This window comes from Streptomyces sp. NPDC088554, assembly GCF_044752945.1.
Lineage (GTDB): Bacteria > Actinomycetota > Actinomycetes > Streptomycetales > Streptomycetaceae > Streptomyces.
The window spans coordinates 126,292-146,142 of record NZ_JBIVMF010000006.1; the positions used below are offsets into that span (position 1 = coordinate 126,292).

General features: G+C 72.1%; 18 protein-coding genes, 7 tRNA genes and 2 pseudogenes. 14 read left to right on the forward strand and 13 right to left on the reverse strand.

Features of this window, described 5'->3' with window-relative positions:
- Window positions 1-234: 234 nt before the first annotated feature.
- Both ACIP8W_RS09460 and ACIP8W_RS09465 read left to right on the forward strand, forming a co-directional pair.
- Window positions 235-2,454 (forward strand): elongation factor G-like protein EF-G2, encoded by a 2,220-nt coding sequence (locus ACIP8W_RS09460; protein WP_402202533.1) that lies wholly within the window; start codon window positions 235-237, stop codon window positions 2,452-2,454.
- Window positions 2,455-2,623: 169 nt separating this feature from the next.
- Window positions 2,624-4,279 carry a hypothetical protein gene (locus ACIP8W_RS09465; protein ID WP_402153805.1) on the forward strand — a complete coding sequence of 552 codons (1,656 nt, stop codon included), beginning with the start codon at window positions 2,624-2,626 and terminating at the stop codon, window positions 4,277-4,279.
- 34 nt (window positions 4,280-4,313) lie between these two features.
- Here ACIP8W_RS09465 and ACIP8W_RS09470 read toward each other — a convergent pair whose 3' ends face one another.
- A complete protein-coding gene (locus ACIP8W_RS09470) occupies window positions 4,314-4,877 on the reverse strand; it encodes an HIT family protein (protein WP_401949831.1) in 564 nt (187 codons plus the stop codon).
- 163 nt (window positions 4,878-5,040) lie between these two features.
- Window positions 5,041-7,017: a threonine--tRNA ligase gene (gene thrS / locus ACIP8W_RS09475; protein ID WP_401949834.1), complete on the reverse strand. Its 1,977-nt coding sequence runs from the start codon at window positions 7,015-7,017 to the stop codon at window positions 5,041-5,043.
- Between the two features lie 278 nt (window positions 7,018-7,295).
- Here thrS and ACIP8W_RS09480 point away from each other — a divergent pair, with 278 nt between their 5' ends.
- Complete coding sequence (locus tag ACIP8W_RS09480) at window positions 7,296-8,024, forward strand: 3'-5' exonuclease (RefSeq protein ID WP_401949837.1); 729 nt, start codon at window positions 7,296-7,298, stop codon at window positions 8,022-8,024.
- A gap of 60 nt (window positions 8,025-8,084) precedes the next feature.
- On the opposite strand, the gene ACIP8W_RS09485 is transcribed toward ACIP8W_RS09480, so the two are convergent.
- Window positions 8,085-8,156 (reverse strand) — tRNA-Val (locus ACIP8W_RS09485).
- Window positions 8,157-8,288: 132 nt separating this feature from the next.
- On the opposite strand from ACIP8W_RS09485, the gene ACIP8W_RS09490 reads away from it, so the two are divergent.
- Complete coding sequence (locus ACIP8W_RS09490) at window positions 8,289-8,429, forward strand: hypothetical protein (RefSeq protein WP_401949840.1); 141 nt, start codon at window positions 8,289-8,291, stop codon at window positions 8,427-8,429.
- A gap of 11 nt (window positions 8,430-8,440) precedes the next feature.
- Window positions 8,441-8,722, forward strand: a pseudogene (locus tag ACIP8W_RS09495) (SCO7613 C-terminal domain-containing membrane protein); the annotation flags it as partial.
- Window positions 8,723-8,794: 72 nt separating this feature from the next.
- Here the strand turns inward: ACIP8W_RS09495 and ACIP8W_RS09500 are convergent.
- A tRNA-Val gene (locus tag ACIP8W_RS09500) sits at window positions 8,795-8,866 on the reverse strand.
- Window positions 8,867-8,963: 97 nt separating this feature from the next.
- The gene (locus ACIP8W_RS09505) at window positions 8,964-9,437 is read right to left on the reverse strand and encodes a TIGR02611 family protein (protein WP_401949843.1); all 474 of its coding nucleotides are present in this window, start codon (window positions 9,435-9,437) and stop codon (window positions 8,964-8,966) included.
- A 198-nt stretch (window positions 9,438-9,635) separates the two neighbouring features.
- Between ACIP8W_RS09505 and ACIP8W_RS09510 the strand changes: the two genes are divergently transcribed.
- Window positions 9,636-10,049 carry an SsgA family sporulation/cell division regulator gene (locus tag ACIP8W_RS09510; protein ID WP_003959770.1) on the forward strand — a complete coding sequence of 138 codons (414 nt, stop codon included), beginning with the start codon at window positions 9,636-9,638 and terminating at the stop codon, window positions 10,047-10,049.
- 215 nt (window positions 10,050-10,264) lie between these two features.
- Window positions 10,265-10,831, forward strand: a complete 567-nt coding sequence (locus ACIP8W_RS09515) for a CGNR zinc finger domain-containing protein (protein ID WP_401949846.1) — start codon at window positions 10,265-10,267, stop codon at window positions 10,829-10,831.
- A 3-nt stretch (window positions 10,832-10,834) separates the two neighbouring features.
- Here ACIP8W_RS09515 and ACIP8W_RS09520 read toward each other — a convergent pair whose 3' ends face one another.
- Window positions 10,835-11,023, reverse strand: a complete 189-nt coding sequence (locus tag ACIP8W_RS09520) for a hypothetical protein (protein WP_401950487.1) — start codon at window positions 11,021-11,023, stop codon at window positions 10,835-10,837.
- Between the two features lie 120 nt (window positions 11,024-11,143).
- On the reverse strand, window positions 11,144-11,599 hold the full coding sequence (locus tag ACIP8W_RS09525) for a hypothetical protein (protein WP_401950444.1): 456 nt from the start codon (window positions 11,597-11,599) through the stop codon (window positions 11,144-11,146).
- Between the two features lie 183 nt (window positions 11,600-11,782).
- On the opposite strand from ACIP8W_RS09525, the gene ACIP8W_RS09530 reads away from it, so the two are divergent.
- Window positions 11,783-12,313, forward strand: a complete 531-nt coding sequence (locus ACIP8W_RS09530) for a DsbA family protein (RefSeq protein ID WP_402154270.1) — start codon at window positions 11,783-11,785, stop codon at window positions 12,311-12,313.
- Here ACIP8W_RS09530 and ACIP8W_RS09535 read toward each other — a convergent pair.
- From ACIP8W_RS09535 to ACIP8W_RS09545, 3 genes and pseudogenes are all read right to left on the reverse strand, one after another.
- A complete protein-coding gene (locus ACIP8W_RS09535) occupies window positions 12,310-13,074 on the reverse strand; it encodes a GNAT family N-acetyltransferase (protein ID WP_401949852.1) in 765 nt (254 codons plus the stop codon). The genes ACIP8W_RS09530 and ACIP8W_RS09535 overlap by 4 nt on opposite strands.
- A gap of 37 nt (window positions 13,075-13,111) precedes the next feature.
- Window positions 13,112-13,964 (reverse strand): annotated as a pseudogene (locus ACIP8W_RS09540) (aminotransferase class IV); the annotation flags it as partial.
- Window positions 13,965-14,141: 177 nt separating this feature from the next.
- Window positions 14,142-15,188: a chorismate-binding protein gene (locus tag ACIP8W_RS09545; RefSeq protein WP_401949855.1), complete on the reverse strand. Its 1,047-nt coding sequence runs from the start codon at window positions 15,186-15,188 to the stop codon at window positions 14,142-14,144.
- A gap of 157 nt (window positions 15,189-15,345) precedes the next feature.
- On the opposite strand from ACIP8W_RS09545, the gene ACIP8W_RS09550 reads away from it, so the two are divergent.
- The 5 genes from ACIP8W_RS09550 to ACIP8W_RS09570 all read left to right on the forward strand — a co-directional run bounded on the left by ACIP8W_RS09550 (window position 15,346) and on the right by ACIP8W_RS09570 (window position 15,822).
- Window positions 15,346-15,418: transfer RNA gene (locus ACIP8W_RS09550), tRNA-Gly, on the forward strand.
- A 36-nt stretch (window positions 15,419-15,454) separates the two neighbouring features.
- A tRNA-Cys gene (locus ACIP8W_RS09555) sits at window positions 15,455-15,528 on the forward strand.
- A 1-nt stretch (window position 15,529) separates the two neighbouring features.
- Window positions 15,530-15,601 (forward strand) — tRNA-Val (locus tag ACIP8W_RS09560).
- 19 nt (window positions 15,602-15,620) lie between these two features.
- A tRNA-Val gene (locus ACIP8W_RS09565) sits at window positions 15,621-15,692 on the forward strand.
- 58 nt (window positions 15,693-15,750) lie between these two features.
- A tRNA-Val gene (locus ACIP8W_RS09570) sits at window positions 15,751-15,822 on the forward strand.
- 139 nt (window positions 15,823-15,961) lie between these two features.
- Here ACIP8W_RS09570 and ACIP8W_RS09575 read toward each other — a convergent pair.
- From ACIP8W_RS09575 to ACIP8W_RS09585, 3 genes are all read right to left on the reverse strand, one after another.
- Window positions 15,962-16,264: a zf-TFIIB domain-containing protein gene (locus ACIP8W_RS09575; protein ID WP_401949858.1), complete on the reverse strand. Its 303-nt coding sequence runs from the start codon at window positions 16,262-16,264 to the stop codon at window positions 15,962-15,964.
- Window positions 16,265-16,331: 67 nt separating this feature from the next.
- Window positions 16,332-17,360 carry a phosphotransferase enzyme family protein gene (locus ACIP8W_RS09580; protein ID WP_402202617.1) on the reverse strand — a complete coding sequence of 343 codons (1,029 nt, stop codon included), beginning with the start codon at window positions 17,358-17,360 and terminating at the stop codon, window positions 16,332-16,334.
- Between the two features lie 221 nt (window positions 17,361-17,581).
- Complete coding sequence (locus ACIP8W_RS09585; protein WP_401949861.1) at window positions 17,582-17,788, reverse strand: hypothetical protein; 207 nt, start codon at window positions 17,786-17,788, stop codon at window positions 17,582-17,584.
- 619 nt (window positions 17,789-18,407) lie between these two features.
- Here ACIP8W_RS09585 and ACIP8W_RS09590 point away from each other — a divergent pair.
- On the forward strand, window positions 18,408-19,631 hold the full coding sequence (locus ACIP8W_RS09590) for a serine/threonine-protein kinase (protein ID WP_402202619.1): 1,224 nt from the start codon (window positions 18,408-18,410) through the stop codon (window positions 19,629-19,631).
- Window positions 19,632-19,851: the final 220 nt, after the last annotated feature.

Genomic DNA, 19,851 nt, shown 5'->3' on the forward strand with positions numbered 1-19,851 from the left:
CGAGGTTCGGTTGGCCGCGCGGCCCCGACGGCCACCGGCTGGCCCATCGTAGCCACGACCGTCGCACGGCACCGCCGGGCACCCGGGCCGGGCCGCGGTGTCCGACGTATGGACGCACCAAAACCGAAGTGCGAAGCTCGAAGGACCACCGCGGGCATGCCGGAGCCCCCGTCGGCCCGCCTTTCCCCAGTCCCTCACCGTGAGCCGTGCGAAACGACCGGGAGGCAGGACACCATGGGCGACAGAACACGCGCGCACTCCGGAGCCGCCGACGGGGCGGCGACACCCTGCCCGCCCGCGTCCGTACGGAACGTGGTGCTGGTCGGCCACAGCGGCTCGGGGAAGACCACCCTCGTCGAGGCCCTGGCGCTCACGGCGGGCGCGGTGAACCGGGCGGGCCGGGTCGAGGACGGCGCGACCGTCTCCGACTACGACGAGATCGAGCACCGCCAGCGGCGTTCCGTACAGCTGTCGCTCGTCCCGCTGGAGTGGGACGGACACCGGATCAATCTGCTGGACACCCCCGGCCACGCGGATTTCGTCGGGGAGCTCAGGGCGGGGCTGCGCGCGGCCGACGCGGCCCTCTTCGTCGTCTCGGCCGCCCAGGAGGCGGACGCGGTGGCCGGCGCGGCCCGTACCGTCTGGGAGGAGTGCGCGGCGGTCGGGATGCCGCGCGCCGTCGTCGTCACGCATCTGGACACGGCGCGCACCGGCTTCGACGCGATGACCGGGGTCTGCGCGCGGATCCTCGGCGGCGACGACCCCGACGCCGTACTGCCGCTGTATCTCCCGGTGTACGGCCCGGAGGGGGCCGACGGGCACCGCAGGGCCACCGGGCTGACCGGGCTGCTCTCCGGGCGGACCGGCGACTACGCCACGGGGGTACGCCGGGAGGGGCCGCCGGAGCCGGGGCGGCTGCCGCTGATCGAGGAGGCGCGCGGGCGGCTGATCGAGGGGATCATCGCCGGGAGCGAGGACGAGACGCTGCTGGACCGCTATCTCGGCGGCGACGACATCGATCTCGCGACGCTGACCGGGGATCTGGAGAAGGCGGTGGCCCGGGGCGTCTTCCATCCGGTGCTCGCGGCGGCGCCCGCCGCGCCCGGCGCCCGGCAGGGGCTGGGCACCGTCGAGCTGCTCGACCTGATCACGGCCGGTTTCCCGAGCCCGCTGGAGCGCCCGGCCCCGGTGGTCACCGCCCCGGACGGCTCCGCGCGCCCCGGGATCGGCTGCGATCCGGAAGGACCGCTCGTCGCCGAGGTCGTCAGGACCGCCTCCGACCCCTACGTGGGGAGGATCTCTCTCGTACGGGTCTTCTCCGGCACCCTGCGCCCGGACGCGACCGTGCGTGTCTCGGGCCACGGTCTCACCGGCCGCGGCCACCAGGACCATGACCTCGACGAACGGATCGGCTCGCTCTCCTCGCCCTTCGGCGGACAGCAGCGCGTCCTCGACCACTGCGCGGCGGGCGATCTGGCCTGCATCGGCAGGCTGACCCGTGCCGAGACCGGGGACACCCTGTCGGGGCCGGACGATCCGCTGCTGATGGAGGTCTGGCCGATGCCCGACCCGCTGCTGCCGCTCGCGGTCCGGGCCCACGGCAAGGCGGACGAGGACCGGCTGTCCCAGGGGCTGGCCCGGCTGGTCGCCGAGGACCCGGCGATGCGTCTCGAACAGAACCCGGACACCGGCCAACTGGTGCTCTGGTGTCTGGGCGAGGCCCACCGGGATGTCGCGCTGGACCGGCTGCGCGGCCGGTACGGCGTCCAGGTCGACGCCGTGCCGTACAGGGTCGCGCTGCGCGAGACCTTCGGCGGGCCGGCCCGGGGGCGCGGCCGGCAGGTGAAGCAGTCCGGCGGGCACGGCCAGTTCGCGATCTGCGAGATCGCGGTGGAGCCGCTGCCCGCCGGGTCGGGGGTCGAGTTCGTCGACAAGGTGGTCGGCGGGGCGGTGCCGCGCCACTTCGTCCCCTCCGTGGAGAAGGGAGTACGGGCCCAGGCGGCGCGCGGGGTGGTGGCGGGCCATCCCCTGGTGGACATCAGGGTCACGCTGCTCGACGGGAAGGCCCACTCGGTGGACTCCTCCGACGCCGCGTTCCAGACGGCGGGCGCGCTGGCGCTGCGCGAGGCGGCGGACGCGGCACCGATCCATCTGCTGGAGCCGGTGGCCGAGGTGACCGTACTGGTCCCCGACACGTATGTGGGGCCGGTGATGAGCGACCTCTCGGGTCGGCGCGGCCGGGTGGTCGGCACCGAACAGACCGGCGCGGGACGGACGTCGGTACGCGCCGAGGTGCCGGAGCTGGAGATCGGGCGGTACGCCGTGGAGCTGCGGTCCGTCTCGCACGGCACCGGCCGGTTCAGCCGCGCGTACGCCCGCCACGAACCGATGCCGCAGGCGGTGGCGGAGCGGCTGCGCGCCCGGGAGAGCGGCCAGGAGAGCGGCAACGGCTGAGTCCTGTGCGGGTGTTGTGCTTCTGTGGACATGTGGCGTAGACCTGCCGGCACCCATGACGCGGACGGCATGGCCCGGTTACTCTGAGGTGCCCAGCTCCAGCAGGTGTGCGGGGCACGCGGGCAGGGAAGAGCTCGCGGCGGCGGAAGCGTGCGGTGAGGGGGCGGCAGTGGCGGACGATGTATTCGACTTCAGCCCGGGGGCACAGATCCCCCTCCAGGGGTCGGCCGGACAGACGGCGGCGACCCACGCCCTCGCCTCGGCGGCGTACCGGGACAGTCCGGTGGAGGAGATCCTCAAGGCGGACAACGAGTGGCACAAGTCCGGGGTGTCCAAGGGCAAGGTCTCGCTCTTCGAGCCCAATCTGGGCGAGGCGTTCGCCCGCGCGGTGCAGCTGCGGATGCTCGGCGGCGGCCGGGCGGACCTCATCCAGTCCTTCGGCATGGAGCCGCAGTCGGTGGTCGAGCACTGCCTGTCCGCGACGCGCATCCGCAAGGAGCGGGACAAGAAACTCACGGCGGTGACCGCCCTGTTCGGGCTGGTCTTCCTGCCGGGGCTGCTGGTCTGGCTGGGCGTCTTCCAGCTGCGCCGCACCCTGGCCGGGGCGAAGGACAAACGGTCCGGGGCGATCGGCACCGTCCTGCTGGTGGGGGTGGCCGGGGCGGCGCTGATCCTGCTGCTCAAGCTGCCGTTCACCGGTGTCCTCGGCTGGTACGTACGCGGCATGATCCTCGCGCCCGTCATCGGCTGGGTGCTGGCCAAGCGGATCTGTGAGGAGACCGCGAAGGATCTGCGGACCCGCTGGGACGACCTCCTGTCGGGCGGCGGCCTCGGCGCCAAGGTCCCCGAGGCCGTCCCCGGCAATCCGGGCGACGCCTCCAGGGAGGCGCTGCGCCAGGGTCTGGAGAAGCTCAGCGCCGAGCAGCGGTCGAACATCGTGTTCTACGCCGGCCCCAAGGGGATACTCGGCATGGGCACCCGCTGGGGCAGCTGGCAGCTGGCCGAGGAGCTGATCCCCAAGGACCCGTCCAAGGAGATCCACCAGTTCCGCAGCTACGACGTGATACGCGCGATCCACGACCAGCTGAAGCTGCTGGAGCGCGGCCCGATCAACTCCGGTGGGTTTCCGCCGCCTTCGGTCAGGCACTGGATCGTGTCGCCGGTCGGCGAGGGCGCGGGTGCCGTGTCCAGGCCCTCGGGCCAGGACGTGGAGAACTTCCAGTTCAAGAGCCACGAGATACAGCGCATCTGCAACCACCAGCAGTTCGGCAGCGGTAACCGCCACTATCTGGGCGTGCAGTTCACCCTCTGGGACGGCCAGTTGGTGATCACGATGATGATCACGGTCACCGTGCTCCACCAGACGCTGCGGATCGAGGTCACGGGGCACGCCCTGGGCCCGGTCCACCCGCTCTTCACCACGAAGTCGTCGCCCAAGACCGTCACCGTGCCCAAGACCATCCGCTTCTGGGAGACCACCACCCGGACGCTGCCCCTGGTCGAGCCGCGCGAGGCGGTCCGGCTCGCGGTGCGCGCGCCGTTCACCTGGTATCCGCCGCTCCTGGACTTCCTCGGCGGCAAGATGACGCTGCCCGAGCCCTTCGGTCTGCGCCACTCCTGGGCCGACCAGCCCTGGCGCCACCGCTTCATGGCCGACGACGCGATGCGCGCCGCCACCCCCGTACTGCGGGTGGCGCACGCGGCGGCGCTGCGGGTCCTGGAGGAGCACGGCGTGGACATCGAGCGCTTCGGCAACCGCTCGTCGGCCCTCAGCGGCGCGGTCCAGGACGCGGCACCGAGGAAGGCCGACGTGTACGACGCGTAGCGGCGGCGCGGCGCCCGGCCCCGCAGTCGTACGGCTACGGCTGTACGGGCCAGGCGTCCGCCAGCATCGCCCGGGTGTCGGCGAGCAGTTGCGGAAGCACCTTCGTATGCCCGACCACCGGCATGAAGTTGGTGTCGCCGCCCCAGCGCGGCACCACATGCTGATGCAAATGCGCGGCGATCCCGGCCCCGGCCGACACGCCCTGGTTCATCCCGATGTTGAAGCCGTGCGCCCCGGACGCCGCCCGGAGCGCCGTCATCGCCCGCTTGGTGAGAAGCCCCAGCTCGGCGGTCTCCGCCTCGTCCAGCTCCGTGTAGTCGGCGACATGCCGGAAGGGCACCACCATCAGATGCCCGCCGTTGTACGGGTAGAGGTTCAGCACCGCGTACACCCGCTCGCCACGGGCGATGATCAGCCCGTCCTCGTCGGATTTCGATGGGATGGAGCAGAAGGGACAGCCGTCACCGGCGCCCGGCCCGGTGGGCTTGTTCTCACCCTGGATATAGGCCATCCGATGGGGCGTCCACAGGCGCTGGAACGCGTCCTGGGTCCCCACTCCGATCTGCTGCTCCGGCTCACTCGTCATGCTGTGCAGCATATGACTTCGCCCCGGGGAAGCGTGTCGCCGGGCCCGCCCCGGTCTCCCCCGCGATGCCGGGGCGACGCCGATCCGGGCGCGGGCAGCGGGAGGCCCCCGGCGGCGATCTTCAGTTCTAGCGGTCGTTGCAACACTGCCGTCCGGGGGCCGTTTCGCTCGTACGTCAGACCTGGACGCGGTCCTCGACGGCCTTCGCGATCTTCGCGATGGCCTCGTCGGCGGGGATGCCGTTCTCCTGCGTACCGTCGCGGTAGCGGAAGGAGACGGCGCCGTTGGCCATGTCCTCGTCACCCGCGATGATCATGAACGGGACCTTCAGCTTCTGCTGGTTCCTGATCTTCTTCTGCATACGGTCCGAGGACGCGTCGACATCGACCCGCAGCCCCTGCTTCCTGGCCTTCGCCGCGAACTCCTGGAGGTACGGGATGTGCGCGTCACCGATCGGGATGCCCACCGCCTGCACCGGCGCCAGCCAGACCGGGAAGGCGCCCGCGTAGTGCTCCAGCAGGACCGCGAAGAACCGCTCGATGGAGCCGAACAGCGCCCGGTGGATCATGACGGGACGCTGCTTGGAACCGTCCGGGGAGGTGTACTCCAGGTCGAAGCGCTCCGGCAGGTTGAAGTCCAGCTGGACGGTCGACATCTGCCAGGTACGGCCGATGGCGTCGCGCGCCTGTACGGAGATCTTCGGGCCGTAGAACGCGGCCCCGCCCGGGTCGGGAACCAGCGGCAGCCCCTGCTTCTCGGCGACCCGCCGCAGCGTCTCGGTGGCCTCTTCCCACACCTCGTCCGTCCCGACGAACTTCTCGGGGTCCTTGGTGGACAGCTCCAGATAGAAGTCGGTCAGCCCGTAGTCACGGAGCAGGTTCAGCACGAAGGTCAGCGTCGAGTCCAGCTCGTCCGCCATCTGCTCCTTGGTGCAGTAGATGTGCGCGTCGTCCTGGGTGAAACCGCGGGCCCGGGTCAGTCCGTGCACGACGCCGGACTTCTCGTACCGGTAGACCGTCCCGAACTCGAAGAGCCGCAGGGGCAGTTCGCGGTACGACCGGCCCCGGGCATCGAAGATCAGGTTGTGCATCGGGCAGTTCATGGGCTTGAGGTAGTAGTCCACGCCCTCGTCGAGCTGCATGGGCGGGTACATACCGTCGGCGTACCAGTCCAGGTGCCCGGACTTCTCGAAGAGCTTCCCCTTGGTGGCGTGGGGCGAGTAGACGAACTCGTACCCCTCCTCCTCGTGCCGGCGGCGCGAGTAGTCCTCCATGGCGCGCCGGATGACACCGCCCTTGGGGTGGAAGACCGCGAGGCCCGAGCCGATCTCGTCGGGGAAGGAGAAGAGGTCCAGCTCGTTGCCGAGCTTGCGGTGGTCGCGCTTCTCGGCCTCGGCGAGGAACTCCAGGTGCGCCTTCAGCTCCTCCTTCGACGGCCACGCGGTGCCGTAGATGCGCTGGAGCATCGGGTTCTTCTCGCTGCCGCGCCAGTACGCGGCGGCGTTGCGCATCAGCTTGAACGCCGGGATGTTCCGGGTGGTGGGCAGGTGCGGGCCCCGGCAGAGGTCCTTCCAGCACAGCTCGCCGGTCTTCGCGTCCAGGTTGTCGTAGATGGTCAGCTCGCCGCCGCCCACCTCGACATCGGCGCCGTCGTCGGTCGAGGCCGAGCCCTTGATACCGATCAGTTCCAGCTTGTACGGCTCGTCGGCCAGCTCCTCGCGCGCCGCCTCGTCGGTGACCACGCGGCGGGAGAAACGCTGGCCGCGCTTCTGGATCTCCTGCATCTTCTTCTCGATGGCCTTGAGGTCATCGGGGGTGAAGGGGGTCCGCACGTCGAAGTCGTAGTAGAAGCCGTCCTTGACCGGCGGGCCGATGCCCAGCTTGGCCTCGGGGTGCAGCTCCTGCACGGCCTGGGCCATCACATGCGCGGTGGAGTGGCGCAGGATGTTCAGGCCGTCCTCGGAGGAGATCTCGACGGGCTCGACGACCTCGCCCTCGGCCACGCCGTACGCGAGGTCCCGCAGCTCGCCGTCGACCCGGGCGGCCACGACAGTGCGCTCGCCGGGGAAGAGGTCGGCCGCCGTAGTGCCCGTCGTCACCACGCGCTCTTCCCGCTCGGAATCGCGTTGGATGATCACACGGACGTCTGACACCGGTCTCTCCTGACCTACGGGACGCGACAGCGGACGCTGCGCACCCGAATCGTACCGATCCCGGAGGGGCGCTCGCGAAACGGTTTACCGCGCCCGCCCCGGACGCCCTCCGCACACGCGCCCGCCCATGCCCCTCCCCCGGCCCCCGCACGCCCCCTTCCGCGCCTCCGACGGCTCCGCGCGCCGCCGTAAACGACGCATACCGCACGACCTGTCCGGGTAGCACCGATTCGGGCAGTGGGGACTCCCTCTGCCGCCGACGCGCGAGGAGTTCGGGGATGACGTGGTGGTACGAAGGACCGCTGGCCGCGTTCTGCACCGGGACGACGGGGGCGGACACCGAGCAGGACCGGATCATCTCGGCGTCCCTGGTCGTGCAGGACATGGCGGACATACGCCCCCGGGTGACCCGGTGGCTGATCGATCCGGGGGTGGAGCTGCCGCCCGTGGCCGTCGAGGCGCACGGCCTGACCGCCGACTTCCTGCACCGCAACGGCCGCTGGCCCGCGCCCGTGATCGAGGAGATCGGCAGGGCGCTGGGCGGGCAGTGCGCGGCGGGCCGGCCGCTCGTGGTGATGAACGCGCCGTTCCATCTGACCGTCCTCGACCGTGAGCTGCGACGCCACCGGGCCTCGGCCCTGGCCCGCGCCCTGGAGGGCGTCCCGCTCTGTGTGCTCGACCCCCGGGTCCTCGACAGCCATCTGGACCGGTACCGCAAGGGCCGCCGTGCCCTCACCGATCTCTGCGCGCACTACGGCGTGAAGCCCGGCGGCGCGTACGGCGGCGAGCTGACCGCCCTGTCGGCGCTGGAGGTGACCCGGGCGATCGGGCGCAGATTCGCCCCCCGGATGCAGCGGCTCAGCGCGGCGGAGCTGCACACGCTCCAGACGTACTGGTACAAGGAGGGGGCGCGTGGCACACGCCACTGGCTCCCGCTCCCCGGCACGGAGGAACCGGCGGCGCCCACCTGGCCGCTCCGCCCCGAACTGCCCGCGGAGGCAGCCTGATCCACCCCGCCCCGGAACGCGCGAAGGCCGGTCCGTCGATGACGGACCGGCCTTTCCCGGTGGGCGATACTGGGTTCGAACCAGTGACCTCTTCGGTGTGAACGAAGCGCTCTCCCACTGAGCTAATCGCCCGGGAACGCCTGAACCATACAGGCCCCGGCGGGGTTCGTTCAAACCGTGGGGGCCGCCCCCGGTACGTACTCACCCCTCCGTCTGAGTACGGGAGCCGATGGCCCGGAACATCGCGCGGCCCACACTCGGCCCATGGAGAATGTCCCGCGCCCCGCGCGTGAACTGACGCTCATCGACCAGGAACTGGGCCGGCTCGACGGCCGCAGGGTCCAGTTGCTGGCGCGCCGGGCCCACTCGGGCGGCTGCGCACCCCGCCGCCCACGGCGGCGCTGACGGCCCAACTCCCCCTGCTGCTCTGGGCCCTGGCCGTCGACGGCGGCGCTCTCGGGACGACCTGTGCGCTGCTGGTGACGGCCGCGCCGGACACGGCGGTCGCGCTGGGACTCCGGGCGCCGCTGGTGCTCGGTGGCGTGGTCCTCGGGCTGGACGCGCTGCACGAGCTGGCGCCCTATACGGTCCAGGCCATGGGCGCGCTGGCGGGGCTGCTGCTCCTGGGGGTGGGGGCGACGTACGAACAGCGACTGCGGGACGCCCGCAGGCTGCGCCGGGGGTTCGCCAGGATGCGCCGACCGCGCGGGACGGGGCGAACGACGGGGCCCCGAAGACCTGTCGGTAGGTCTTCGGGGCCCCGGTCCGGGTGGGCGATACTGGGTTCGAACCAGTGACCTCTTCGGTGTGAACGAAGCGCTCTCCCACTGAGCTAATCGCCCCGGACGCACCGCATACATTACCCCATGTCAGGGGCGGCTCCGGACGCGTAGCGACGGCTCAGCGACAACCGTGCGCGACGCTCCCGCCGACCGGGGCTCACTGGCTGATCTTCCAGGGCATGACGAGCCCGAACTTCCAGAGGTAGATCCCGGCCAGCACGGCGACGATCACCAGGCCGACGGTGGTGAGGATGATGTTGCGCCGCCGGACCTTGGGATCGAGGGCCTTGCGGGTCGCCTCCGTGACCTTGCGCCGGGTCCAGCGCAGCACCAGCTGGGCCCAGACGAACTCGGTCGCCCAGATCGCCATACCGCCGAAGATCACCAGCCAGCCCGGCCCCGGCAGCGGCAGCATGATGACGCCGCCGATCACCACCGCGAGGCCGACGACGAAGACGCCGACCTGCCAGCTCAGATGGAGCGTCCTGGACGCCTTGATGAAGCGCGGGGCACGGGAGCCGAGCTCACGCCGCGGCGCCTTCCCGTCCACGCCGTCCGTCACGTCCTCCGCCACGGGCTCCTCTGCCACCCGTACGGCGATGGAACCCCGTTCGCCACTCTCCGCGCCCATAACGCCAATCTACCGGAGCCCTCGGAATTCCTCTTCTCACCGCAATGGCGGTACGACCCGAAGTAGCACACCGCCATACGAGCTACCCGAAGGATCACAAAACAGACAGAGGGGTTTACAACGGCACCGTAGGTGGCATGTCGATTTCGCCGACGTGCGAATCCCCGAGCGCACACTGAGCGAAAGGCCCTGGCGCTTATGAACACCACGGTCAGCTGCGAGCTGCACCTGCGCCTCGTTGTATCGAGCGAGTCCTCACTGCCTGTACCCGCGGGCCTGCGGTATGACACGGCCGATCCCTACGCCGTGCACGCCACCTTCCACACCGGAGCCGAAGAGACGGTCGAATGGGTGTTCGCCCGAGATCTTCTCGCCGAGGGGCTGCACCGGCCCACCGGCACCGGCGACGTCCGAGTCTGGCCGTCCCGCAGTCACGGTCAGGGCGTTGTCTGCATCGCCCTGAGCTCTCCGGAGGGAGAGGCCCTGCTGGAAGCCCCGGCACGGGCCCTGGAGTCGTTCCTCAAGCGGACCGACGCCGCGGTGCCACCCGGCACCGAGCATCGTCACTTCGACCTCGACACGGAACTCTCACACATCCTGGCCGAGAGCTGAGCCAAGGGCCGAGAGCTGCCCGGCGCCGTCCGACTCGGGGAGACGGCGCCGCGCGGACAATCGCATACGGAGGACACCGGCGCCGTCCCGCGCACCCACCGCGGCGACGGCGCCGGTGCGTCCGGGCCCCGGCGGGGGCGGACCCACCCCTGTACAACGGCTAAAGTCGGCGGAATTCCACGGGCACCGGCCCGTGGCAGTCCTCGGAGCCGACCGTGCTGATTTCACACGACACCCGGATCGCCCTCGACGTGGTCGTCGATCTGGTGAACACCGCGCCGGCGCCCGGCGACGACGGCACACCGGACTCGCTCGGGGACGTCCAAGGGCTGTACGCCTTCGTGCGCGAGCACCACATCAGCGGGGTCGACGACCTCGGCGCCCGGGATCTGCGGGCGGTGCGGGACGTACGGGCCCGCTTCGCGGAGGTCTTCGCCACGCCGGACGCGCGCACCGCCGCCGATCTGATCAATCAGCTGGTGGCCGCCGCCGGTACGACCCCACAGCTGACCGACCACGACGGCTACGACTGGCACGTCCACTACTTCGCCCCCGGTGCCTCGGTCGCCGACCATCTCGCGGCCGACTGCGGCATGGCGCTGGCCTTCATGGTCGTGGCGGGCGAGCAGGAGCGGCTGCGCCGCTGCGAGGCCCCGGACTGCGGGCACGCGTTCGTCGACCTGTCACGCAACAGGTCACGCCGCTACTGCTCCAGCCGCACCTGCGGCAACAGACTGCATGTGGCCGCGTACCGGGCACGCCGGAAGGAAGCGGCGAGCTGACGGTCACAGCAAAAACAGATCGTGCACCGCCGCCATCAGCAGCAGGGCGCCGATCACCGTCAGGAAGATCATCAACGGCGGCTGGGAGAGCGCGAACAGGCAGCCGCGCGGCTCCTCGGTGGGTACGGGGGTCTCCCCCCCGGAGGTATCGAGCATCTCGGGCCGATCATGACGCACGCCGAAGACGGCCACTGACCAAGAGCCCTGATCCGCACGGGGGTTCATCATTTCCCGTGGAAAACACCCCGGAACCCCCGCCTCATCACCGCCCACCTGCGATGCTGCGGGGCTCCTCCCGGGGCTCCCCGGCGCTCAGATGCCGTGCTTCTTCAGGATCGCCTCGATGTCGCTGAAGTCCTCCGCGGGCCGCGCCGCCGTGTGCGGCGTGGCCCCGGGCCGCGCGGCCGGTCCGGCGCCGGGGCCGAGCGAGGGCACGGACGCCGCCGGCTCGACCGGACCGCCCCCCTGCCGCGCCGCCCTGGCCGCCTCCTTGCGCTCCTTGCGGGTGGCGCCGCCGCGCCGCTCCACCGCGCGGGTCGTCATGAAGAGCAGCCACGCCACCCCGAGGACGCCGAAGCCCGCCCACGCCGTCGGACTGAAGGCCGTGTGCGCGGCCCACTTCACGACGCCCGCCATCACCAGGCCGACCGGCACCAGCGCGTACGCGGTGATGCGGGCCGCCGCCAGGAAACGCTTGCGGTAGGCCGTGATCGCGGCGATGCCCAGGCCCGCGGCCGACACCGCGGCGCAGATGGTCTCGGCAATCATCAGGTCCTCCAGGGCAGGGTGCGTCGTCCGTACGGACACTTCTTTCCCCTCCATCCTGCACCTGGCCCCCTGATCGGGGCCACGGCCCGGGGACGCCCCGGGCGGATCTGGGGGAGATCTCGGGGGCGGTGTCCTCCCCAGGTCCCGGTCGGCCGGGCTCCGGCGGGCTGGAAGACTGACCCCATGAGTGACTCCACCACCACCCGCCCCATCGTCCTCGACGTCTGGTGCGAGCTCCAGTGCTCCGACTGCCACCTCGCCCTCGACGACATCCGCGCCCTGCGCGCCCGCTACGGGGACCGGCTGGAGGTCCGGCTGCGGCACTTCCCGCTCGACAAGCACCGGCACGCGTACGCCGCCGCGCAGGCCGCCGAGGAGGCCGCCGAGCAGGGACAGGGCTGGCCCTACGTGGAAGCCGTACTGGCCAGGACCGGCGACTTCGACTCCTGGGGCGAGGCCGTCCTGCTGGAGGTCGCGCGCGAGCTGGGCCTCGACGCCGACGAGTTCGACACCGCGCTGATCGACGGCCGCCACACCCTGGCCGTCGACGCCGACCAGGCCGAGGGCAAGGCGATCGGGGTGACCGGCACCCCCACCTATGTGATCGACGGCGAGCGACTCGACGGCGGCAGGAGCCAGGAGGGCCTGCGCGCCCGTATCGAGGAGATCACCGACCGGCTGCTGGCCGGGGCCGACTCCGTCCGAACCGACTAGAGCAGCCGCTTGACGAGGTGGTGGCGGGCCGTCCCGTATCCGAGCGACGCGCAGAGCCGGACCGCCGGGGCGTCGTCCACACGGACGTACAGGCCGATCAGGGCCGATCCCCGCGACAGGGCGACGCGCTCGGCGAGCAGCATCAGGGCGCGGCCGTACCCCTGGCCGCGCCGGGCCTCGGCCACCTCCGCCTCGGCCACGTACGCGCCCCACGCGCCCGGCCGGATCTCGCGGCGTACGAGCCGGAGCCGGCCCACGCTCTCCGGACCGTGGGTCAGGACGCCGAACGAGACGTCGGGGGTGGCCGGGCCGTCGGGGAGGTCCACCCGGTGGCCACCCTCCGGCCACGCGTCGTACTCCGCGGCGGTGACGGGGCGGGCCTCGACGCCCCGGGGGAGTTCCGGCGGGCTCGGCGGCAGCGGCTTGTCCACGTGGCGGCCGTGTTCGGTGTAGCCGAGGGAGTCCAGCAGCCGCAGCGCGGGGACGGCTCCCGCCGGTACGTCGGCGAGGGCCTCCCCGCAGCCCCAGCCGCGCAGCACCTCCTCGGCGGCGAGCAGGGCGACGGTGGCGCGGCCCCGGCGGCGGTCCGGCTCGGCGACGCGCAGCGCCGAGACGGTCCCGGCCCGGTGGCCGGAGCCGGGGTCCGTCGCGAGGTCGATCGTGCCGACGGGCCGGCTGTTCACACGGATCTCGTAGGAGCGTGACTTCCCGCCGTCGTCGGTCTGCTGGAGCGGTCCGGTGGGCCGCAGGGTGGTGGTCATCGAGGGTTCCTACCCAGCGGGCGCGGCCGGGTCCCCACGGATCCGGATCCGCGCCGGGCCGTTCCTCGAAGACCCGCAGGGCCTTGGCGGTCACCGGCCCCGGGACGCCCGGCAGTTCGCGGCCGTCGAGGCGGTGGACGGCCGGTACGTCGCGCAGGATCGAGGTCAGGAAGATCTCGTCCGCGCGTTCCAGTACGTCCAGCGGCAGCGCGGTCTCGTGGGCGCCGCTCCACTCGACGACCAGGGCGCGGGTGATGCCCGCGAAACAGCCGGACGCGAGGGGCGGGGTGTGCAGTTCGCCGTCGAGGACGACGAGGACATTGGAGCCGACGCCCTCGCAGAGCGCGCCCGCCGTGCCGGCGAACAGCGCCTCGGTGACGCCGTGTTCGTACGCGCGGGCGAGGGCGACGACGCTCTCCCCGTACGGAGTGGACTTGATCCCGGCGAGCGCGCCGCGTTCGTTGCGCACCCGGAGGACGGTGATGGCGGTGGTGGTGTCGGAGCGGCGCTTCGTCCCGCCGGCCGCGACGACCAGGGCGAGGGGGCGCGTCGCCCCGGTCGGAGCCGAGCGGCGAGAGCCCGCCGGTGCAGGTGATGCGCGGCCGCCCCACCTCCATCGGGCTGGCGGCGAGTACGGCCGTACGGGCCGCGCGTATCTCGTCGGCGTCGGGTGCGGCCAGTCCGAACCCACGGGTCGAGCGGGCCAGCCGGTCGAGACGGCGGGTGGGGGCGAAGGGCCGCCCCTGGAAACCGCCGACCGCCTTGCCCGTCTCGAAGACGCCGTCGCCCACGGCCAGTCCGTGGTCCGGCGCGGACACCCGGGCGGCCTCGGCTGTGTGCGGTCCGCCGTTGACCCAGATCCTCGCGGCCCCTTTCTCCTCGTCCCGTATGGTCCGCCAGTGCCGCGACCGGCCATGTTCGCCTCGTGAGGAGCGTTGTCCGGTGCGTGCGATCGCAAGGCGGCCGGGAGCCCTCGGTGGGGGCACCCCCGGAGGGAGTCCGGGGGAGGTGGCCGGGGGAGGGCGTGATGGACGGCGCGACGGGGCAAAGCTTGCCGGGGAGGGGCACTAGGTGGTGGTCCCGTACGCTCCCGACGCTATCGCGAGCAGTCTGGACGCCTTGAGTTCGGTCTCCTCCCACTCCCGCTCCGGGTCGGAGCCCCAGGTGATCCCGGCGCCCGCGCCGAAGCGCAGCACGGGGGCGGGGGCCGTGTCCCGGTCGATCCAGAAGGTGCGGATGCCGACGGCCAGGGCGGCGGTGTCCCGGTCCGCGTCGACCCAGCCGATGCCACCGCAGTACGGGCCGCGCGGGGCCGTCTCCAGCTCCTCGATGATCGCCAGGGCACTGGACTTGGGGGCACCGGTGACCGAGCCGGGCGGAAAGGTCGCGGACAGCAGCTCCGCCCAGCCCGCCGACGCGGCGAGTTCGCCCCGTACCGTCGAGACGAGATGGACCAGCCCGGGGTGGGGCTCCAGCGCGCAGAGCGCGGGGACCGTGACGGTCCCGGAGGCGCAGACGCGGCCGAGGTCGTTGCGGACGAGGTCCACGATCATCACGTTCTCGGCGTAGTCCTTCTCCAGCAGTTCCCCGGCGGTCCGGGCGGTGCCCTTGATCGGGCCGGACTCGACCGTGCGGCCGTCCCGTCGCAGATACAGCTCGGGCGAGGCGGTGGCGATCTCCACGCCGTGCGCCGGCAGCCGGATCGTCCCCGCGTACGGAGCCGGGTTGTCGCGCGCGAGCAGCGCCGTCAGCGCGTCGACATCGGCGGTGGCCGGGTCGGGCAGCGGCGCGGAGAGTACGCGGCAGAGGTTGGCCTGATAGACGTCGCCCGCCGCGATGTGCTCCCGGATACGGCGGACGCCCTTGGTGTACGCGGCGTGGTCGAGCGACGACGTCCAGTCGTCGACGCCGGGACCCCGCCACCGCCCCGGCTCCGGCGCGGGCACCGGTTCCGTCCGTACGTCGTCGAACCGGGCACAGGTGAGACGGCCCTCGAAGTCTGCGGCGACCACCCAGAACCCGGCGGAGCCGAGAGCTTCCGGATCATGGGTGACATCGCGCAGACCTGAGGCGATGAGGCCGCCGAAGCGGGCCAGAGGAGCGATGTCGTGCACGTTTGCGAGTCTAGAACAGACCCCATGGAGGGGCTCCGTACCGAACGCGCGGTGACCGCACGCCAGCACGCTGCGGAAACGCGTTTTTGTACTGGCCCCGGAATCCGCTAGAGTTCAACACGTCGCGAGGCCGGGCGGTCGGGCCGAGAAACGACATGCGGACGTAGCTCAGTTGGTAGAGCGCAACCTTGCCAAGGTTGAGGTCGCCAGTTCGAACCTGGTCGTCCGCTCGATTGTGGGGGATCTTCCCGAACCCCCACGCTCCTGGTGGAGTGGCCGAGAGGCGAGGCAACGGCCTGCAAAGCCGTCTACACGGGTTCAAATCCCGTCTCCACCTCCAAGGACGATTAGCTCAGCGGGAGAGCGCTTCCCTGACACGGAAGAGGTCACTGGTTCAATCCCAGTATCGTCCACTGGACCCATGAGGTTCCCGCGCGATTAGCTCAGCGGGAGAGCGCTTCCCTGACACGGAAGAGGTCACTGGTTCAATCCCAGTATCGCGCACGCAGTAACAGCAGTACGCAGGAGCAGTAGTACGCAGGGTATCTCTGTCCTGTGGCCCGCGCGATTAGCTCAGCGGGAGAGCGCTTCCCTGACACGGAAGAGGTCACTGGTTCAATCCCAGTATCGCGCACAGCGATCACAAAGCCCCCGTTCGTTTCGACGAACGGGGGCTTTGCCGTGCGGTCCTGAGGGCTCGGAATCCCGAAGCCTCGAGAGCTCAGGAGCCTTGGGAGCTCAGGAGCCTTGGAGGGCTCGGAGACTTGGAGATCTCAGGACGAGAAGAGCATCCGACCGAAGCTCTGACGGTGGCGCTTGTCGCCGTGGTGGCCCCCGTAATGGCCACCGCCGTGCTGCGGGGCACCCCAGGCGGGGCCGGGAGCGGCCTGGTAGGGCGGCGGGCTCGGTGCCGCGGGAGGCGGCGGGGGCTGCTGGGACCACTGGGTCTCCAGTCGGGTGAGGGCCTCCAGCTCACCGTAGTCGAGGAAGATCCCCCGGCAGCCACCGCACTGCTCTATCTGAACGCCGTTGCGGTTGTACGTGTGCATGGCCGCACGGCACTTGGGACACTGCATGATCGGCTCGCTCCTCGTCATTCGCCCGATATCGCCGGAACGCACGCCCCGCGACACTCTGTTCACCCTAGGGGGACGCCCCGGGCGCCAACTCGGTTGCGAGCGCCGCCATCCGGGCACAGGCGTCGATCATCAGCTCTTCCGGGCCATCGGGATCCCGGCCCTCCACGACCGATTTGGCGATCGCGAGCGCGGCACCCTGCACGGTGAGCGCGCGGGCGGGGACGTCCAGCCGAGGCCAGAGGTCCCCGCTCGCGGGCACGGCCGGGCCGCGTGCGCCGCGGTACGCGCCGAGGAACCGTGCCCATGCCTCCGGGGGCAGCAGCCCCGCCGCGTACCAGGCGGCCGGGCGCGCCAGGTCCCAGGCCGGGTCGCCGGTCCCGAGGTCGTCCACGTCGATCAGCAGCCAGGGCCCGTCCGGCGCGGGGTGGCGCACCAGCTGGCCCAGGTGCAGATCCCCGTGACACAGCGCGTACGGACCCGGCGACCGCCCCTCCCCGCGCGCCCAGGCCGGGAGGAGCCGCCAGGCCCGCTCCACGGGCGCGGCGGCGGGATGGTGCCCGGCCGCGCGCATCCTGGCGACCGCGAGGGCCGCCTTGACGGGGCCTCGCATGGCGGGCAGCCCGCCGTCCGGCGGGGACAGCGGCTCCAACGGTACGGAGTGCAGCCGGGCGAGCAGGGTCCCCGCCGCCTCCCAGGGGGCGGCCTCCGGGTTCTCCGGGTCCACGGGCGTTCCGTACGGCCATACCGTGACCGGCCGGCCGCGCAGCCCGGTGGCGGCGGTGGGCAGTGGCGGCGTTGGCAGCGGCGGCAGCAGGATCCCGGCGAGCGCCGGGTGCCCGGCCATGGCGATCCTGGCGCGGTGGCCCACGGGATCCGTACCGTCCGCGTGCGCCTTGGCGACCGCCTGGCCGTGCCGTACGACGACGCCGTCCGCCCGGTCCGCGAGGACGGTGCCCGGGTGGCCGCAGGCGCGGCAGGACGCCGACGGGGACGCCTGCGTCTGGTGCGCGGCGTCGCGGGCGGCCCGGTCCAGCGCGCGTACGACCGGTGCGGATGTGGATGCGGCGGTGGCTGCGGCTGCCGATGCGGTGATGGTTCGCCCCCGGGGTCGGTGTGTCCCTTCCGTACGGGGAGCTTAGGGGCCGGCCCGTACGGGGTACCCCGAGGCCGTCCCGTACCGGGGCGGAAAGCGCGCTGACCGGTCAGCTCCCCAGCTGACCGGTCAAACGCTGCCGTCCGCCGCACCCCCGTCCCCACGGAGTTGTTGGGCCGGATGTCCCGACCCGGGCCGCTCTCCCGGGTCCGGGGCGCCGCTCAGCGCCCCAACACCATGCCCACGGACGACGCCTGTGTCACCACTGCCTCCCAGCCGCCGAAGACGACCACCAGCAGCGCCGCCAGGGGAAGGACCATGGCCGTCGCCACCAACGGATGGCGCGTACCGGACTGGCGTCCGCCGAACACCGCGAACGCCTTGCGTCCTCGCGTACGGGTCACTGCTCTCGATGCCGTGTCCGCCATGGCCCTTCTCCTGTCACGTCCGACAGCGGCGAGTGTGACCTCGGGGGACGAGTGCTGCACTCGCCGCTCGACCTCAACACTAGGGACGCGGCGCGCACCGGGCGTCATGCCCGCGTACCGATTGGTCGGCCTCCCGAAGGATGAGCGCGCACCGGGCGCGTACTCCTCTGGGTGGAGAACCGGCCCGGGAAGTGGGGGTCTTCCCGGAGGGGACGCCCGGAAAGACCCGATCGGGGCGGCTCCGGAAGCCATCGCCCCGGCCGCCCGGACCGGTGTCGCGCCACCGCCCGGCCGCGGTGACTTCTCTCACTTCCACCGCCCCACGGCCCACCGCCGTCCCCGCCCGGCGGTCCGCCCCGGCCGCCGCCGTCCCGGATCCCCGCGACGCGCTCCCCGCCCTCCCCCCACGGTCACCTCCCACTCTCCAATCCCCCGTCTGCGAAGGCCCTTTGGGATCATCGGGGGGGCCGGGAAGAACACGGCGGCGCCGCCCTGACCACTCCTCAATTTCCGCACCCGGCGCTGACAATCGGTCGGTACGAGAGGGCGCGGCCTATGAGCACACCCGGGCACGGGTACGTAAGCTGTGCCACGTCACACGGACGACCGGGCAGCGGGGATGGACATGGCGATGATGCGGCTCCGGCGCGAGGACCCGCGTGTCGTCGGCTCGTTCAGGCTCCACAGACGGCTGGGCGCGGGCGGCATGGGCGTCGTCTATCTGGGCTCGGACCGGCGCGGCCAGCGGGTCGCGCTGAAGGTGATCCGGCCCGACCTCGCCGAGGACCAGGAGTTCCGGTCGCGGTTCGCCCGCGAGGTCTCCGCGGCACGGCGGATCAGGGGCGGCTGTACGGCACGGCTGGTGGCCGCGGACCTCGACGCGGAGCGGCCGTGGTTCGCCACCCAGTACGTACCGGGGCCCTCGCTGCACGACAAGGTCAACGAGGAGGGGTTCCTCCCCGCCTCCGAGGTCGCCGCCATCGGCGCCGCGCTGTCCGAGGGCCTGGTGGCCGTGCACGAGGCCGGGGTCGTCCACCGCGACCTCAAGCCGTCGAACATCCTCCTCTCCCCCAAGGGCCCGCGCATCATCGACTTCGGTATCGCCTGGGCGACCGGCGCGAGCACCCTGACCCATGTCGGTACGGCCGTCGGGTCGCCCGGGTTCCTCGCCCCCGAACAGGTCCGGGGCGCGGCCGTGACACCCGCCACCGACGTGTTCTCGCTGGGCGCCACCCTGGCGTACGCGGCGACCTCCGACTCCCCGTTCGGGCACGGCAGTTCCGAGGTGATGCTCTACCGCGTGGTCCACGAGGAGGCCCAGCTGCACGGGGTGCCCGACGCGCTCGCGCCGCTCGTCCGCGCCTGCCTCGCCAAGGACCCGGAGGAACGGCCCAGCACCCTCCAGCTGTCCATGCGCCTCAAGGAGATCGCGGCCAGGGAGGCCCAGGGCCTGGGCGACACCCGCCCGGCCGTCCGGCGGCCCCGGAGCGGGCAGGAGCTGCCCACGGGACGGATCACCGAGCGGGGCGGTCCGGAGCGCGGTGGCTCCGAGCGCGGCGACCGGGGGTCGCAGAGCCGGCCCTCGGGTACGTCCGGCAACGCGGCCTCCCGTTCCGGGCAGCCCCGTGGCGCCGGCTCGTCCCGGGCCGGCGGCTCACGGCCTCCCCGGCCGCGTGGTTCCTCCCGTACCGGAAACCGGCAGAAGTCCGGGCCGGCCGGGGTCCGGACCACCTCGGCCAAGCTACGGCCCGCCAACCCCCGGCTGCTGCGGCAGCGGCTGATCGTCTTCGTCGTGGTGACGCTCATCGTGGCGCTGGGCATCGCGGCGGCGCAGCAGCTCTGAGCGGCCCGTCGCGGTGACCGCCCCGCCCGGTGCCTCTCGGTTCGCTACCGTGTACGCGTACATCAGGCGGCACACATCCGAACGGTTGCTGCACATCGTGAAGCGTGATACAGAATCAGCCGCGAGCCGCGAGCCGCGAGCCGCGAGCCGCGAGCCGCGAGCCGCGAGCCGCGAGCCGCGAGCCGCGAGCCGCGAGCCGCGAGCCGCGAGCCGCGAGCCG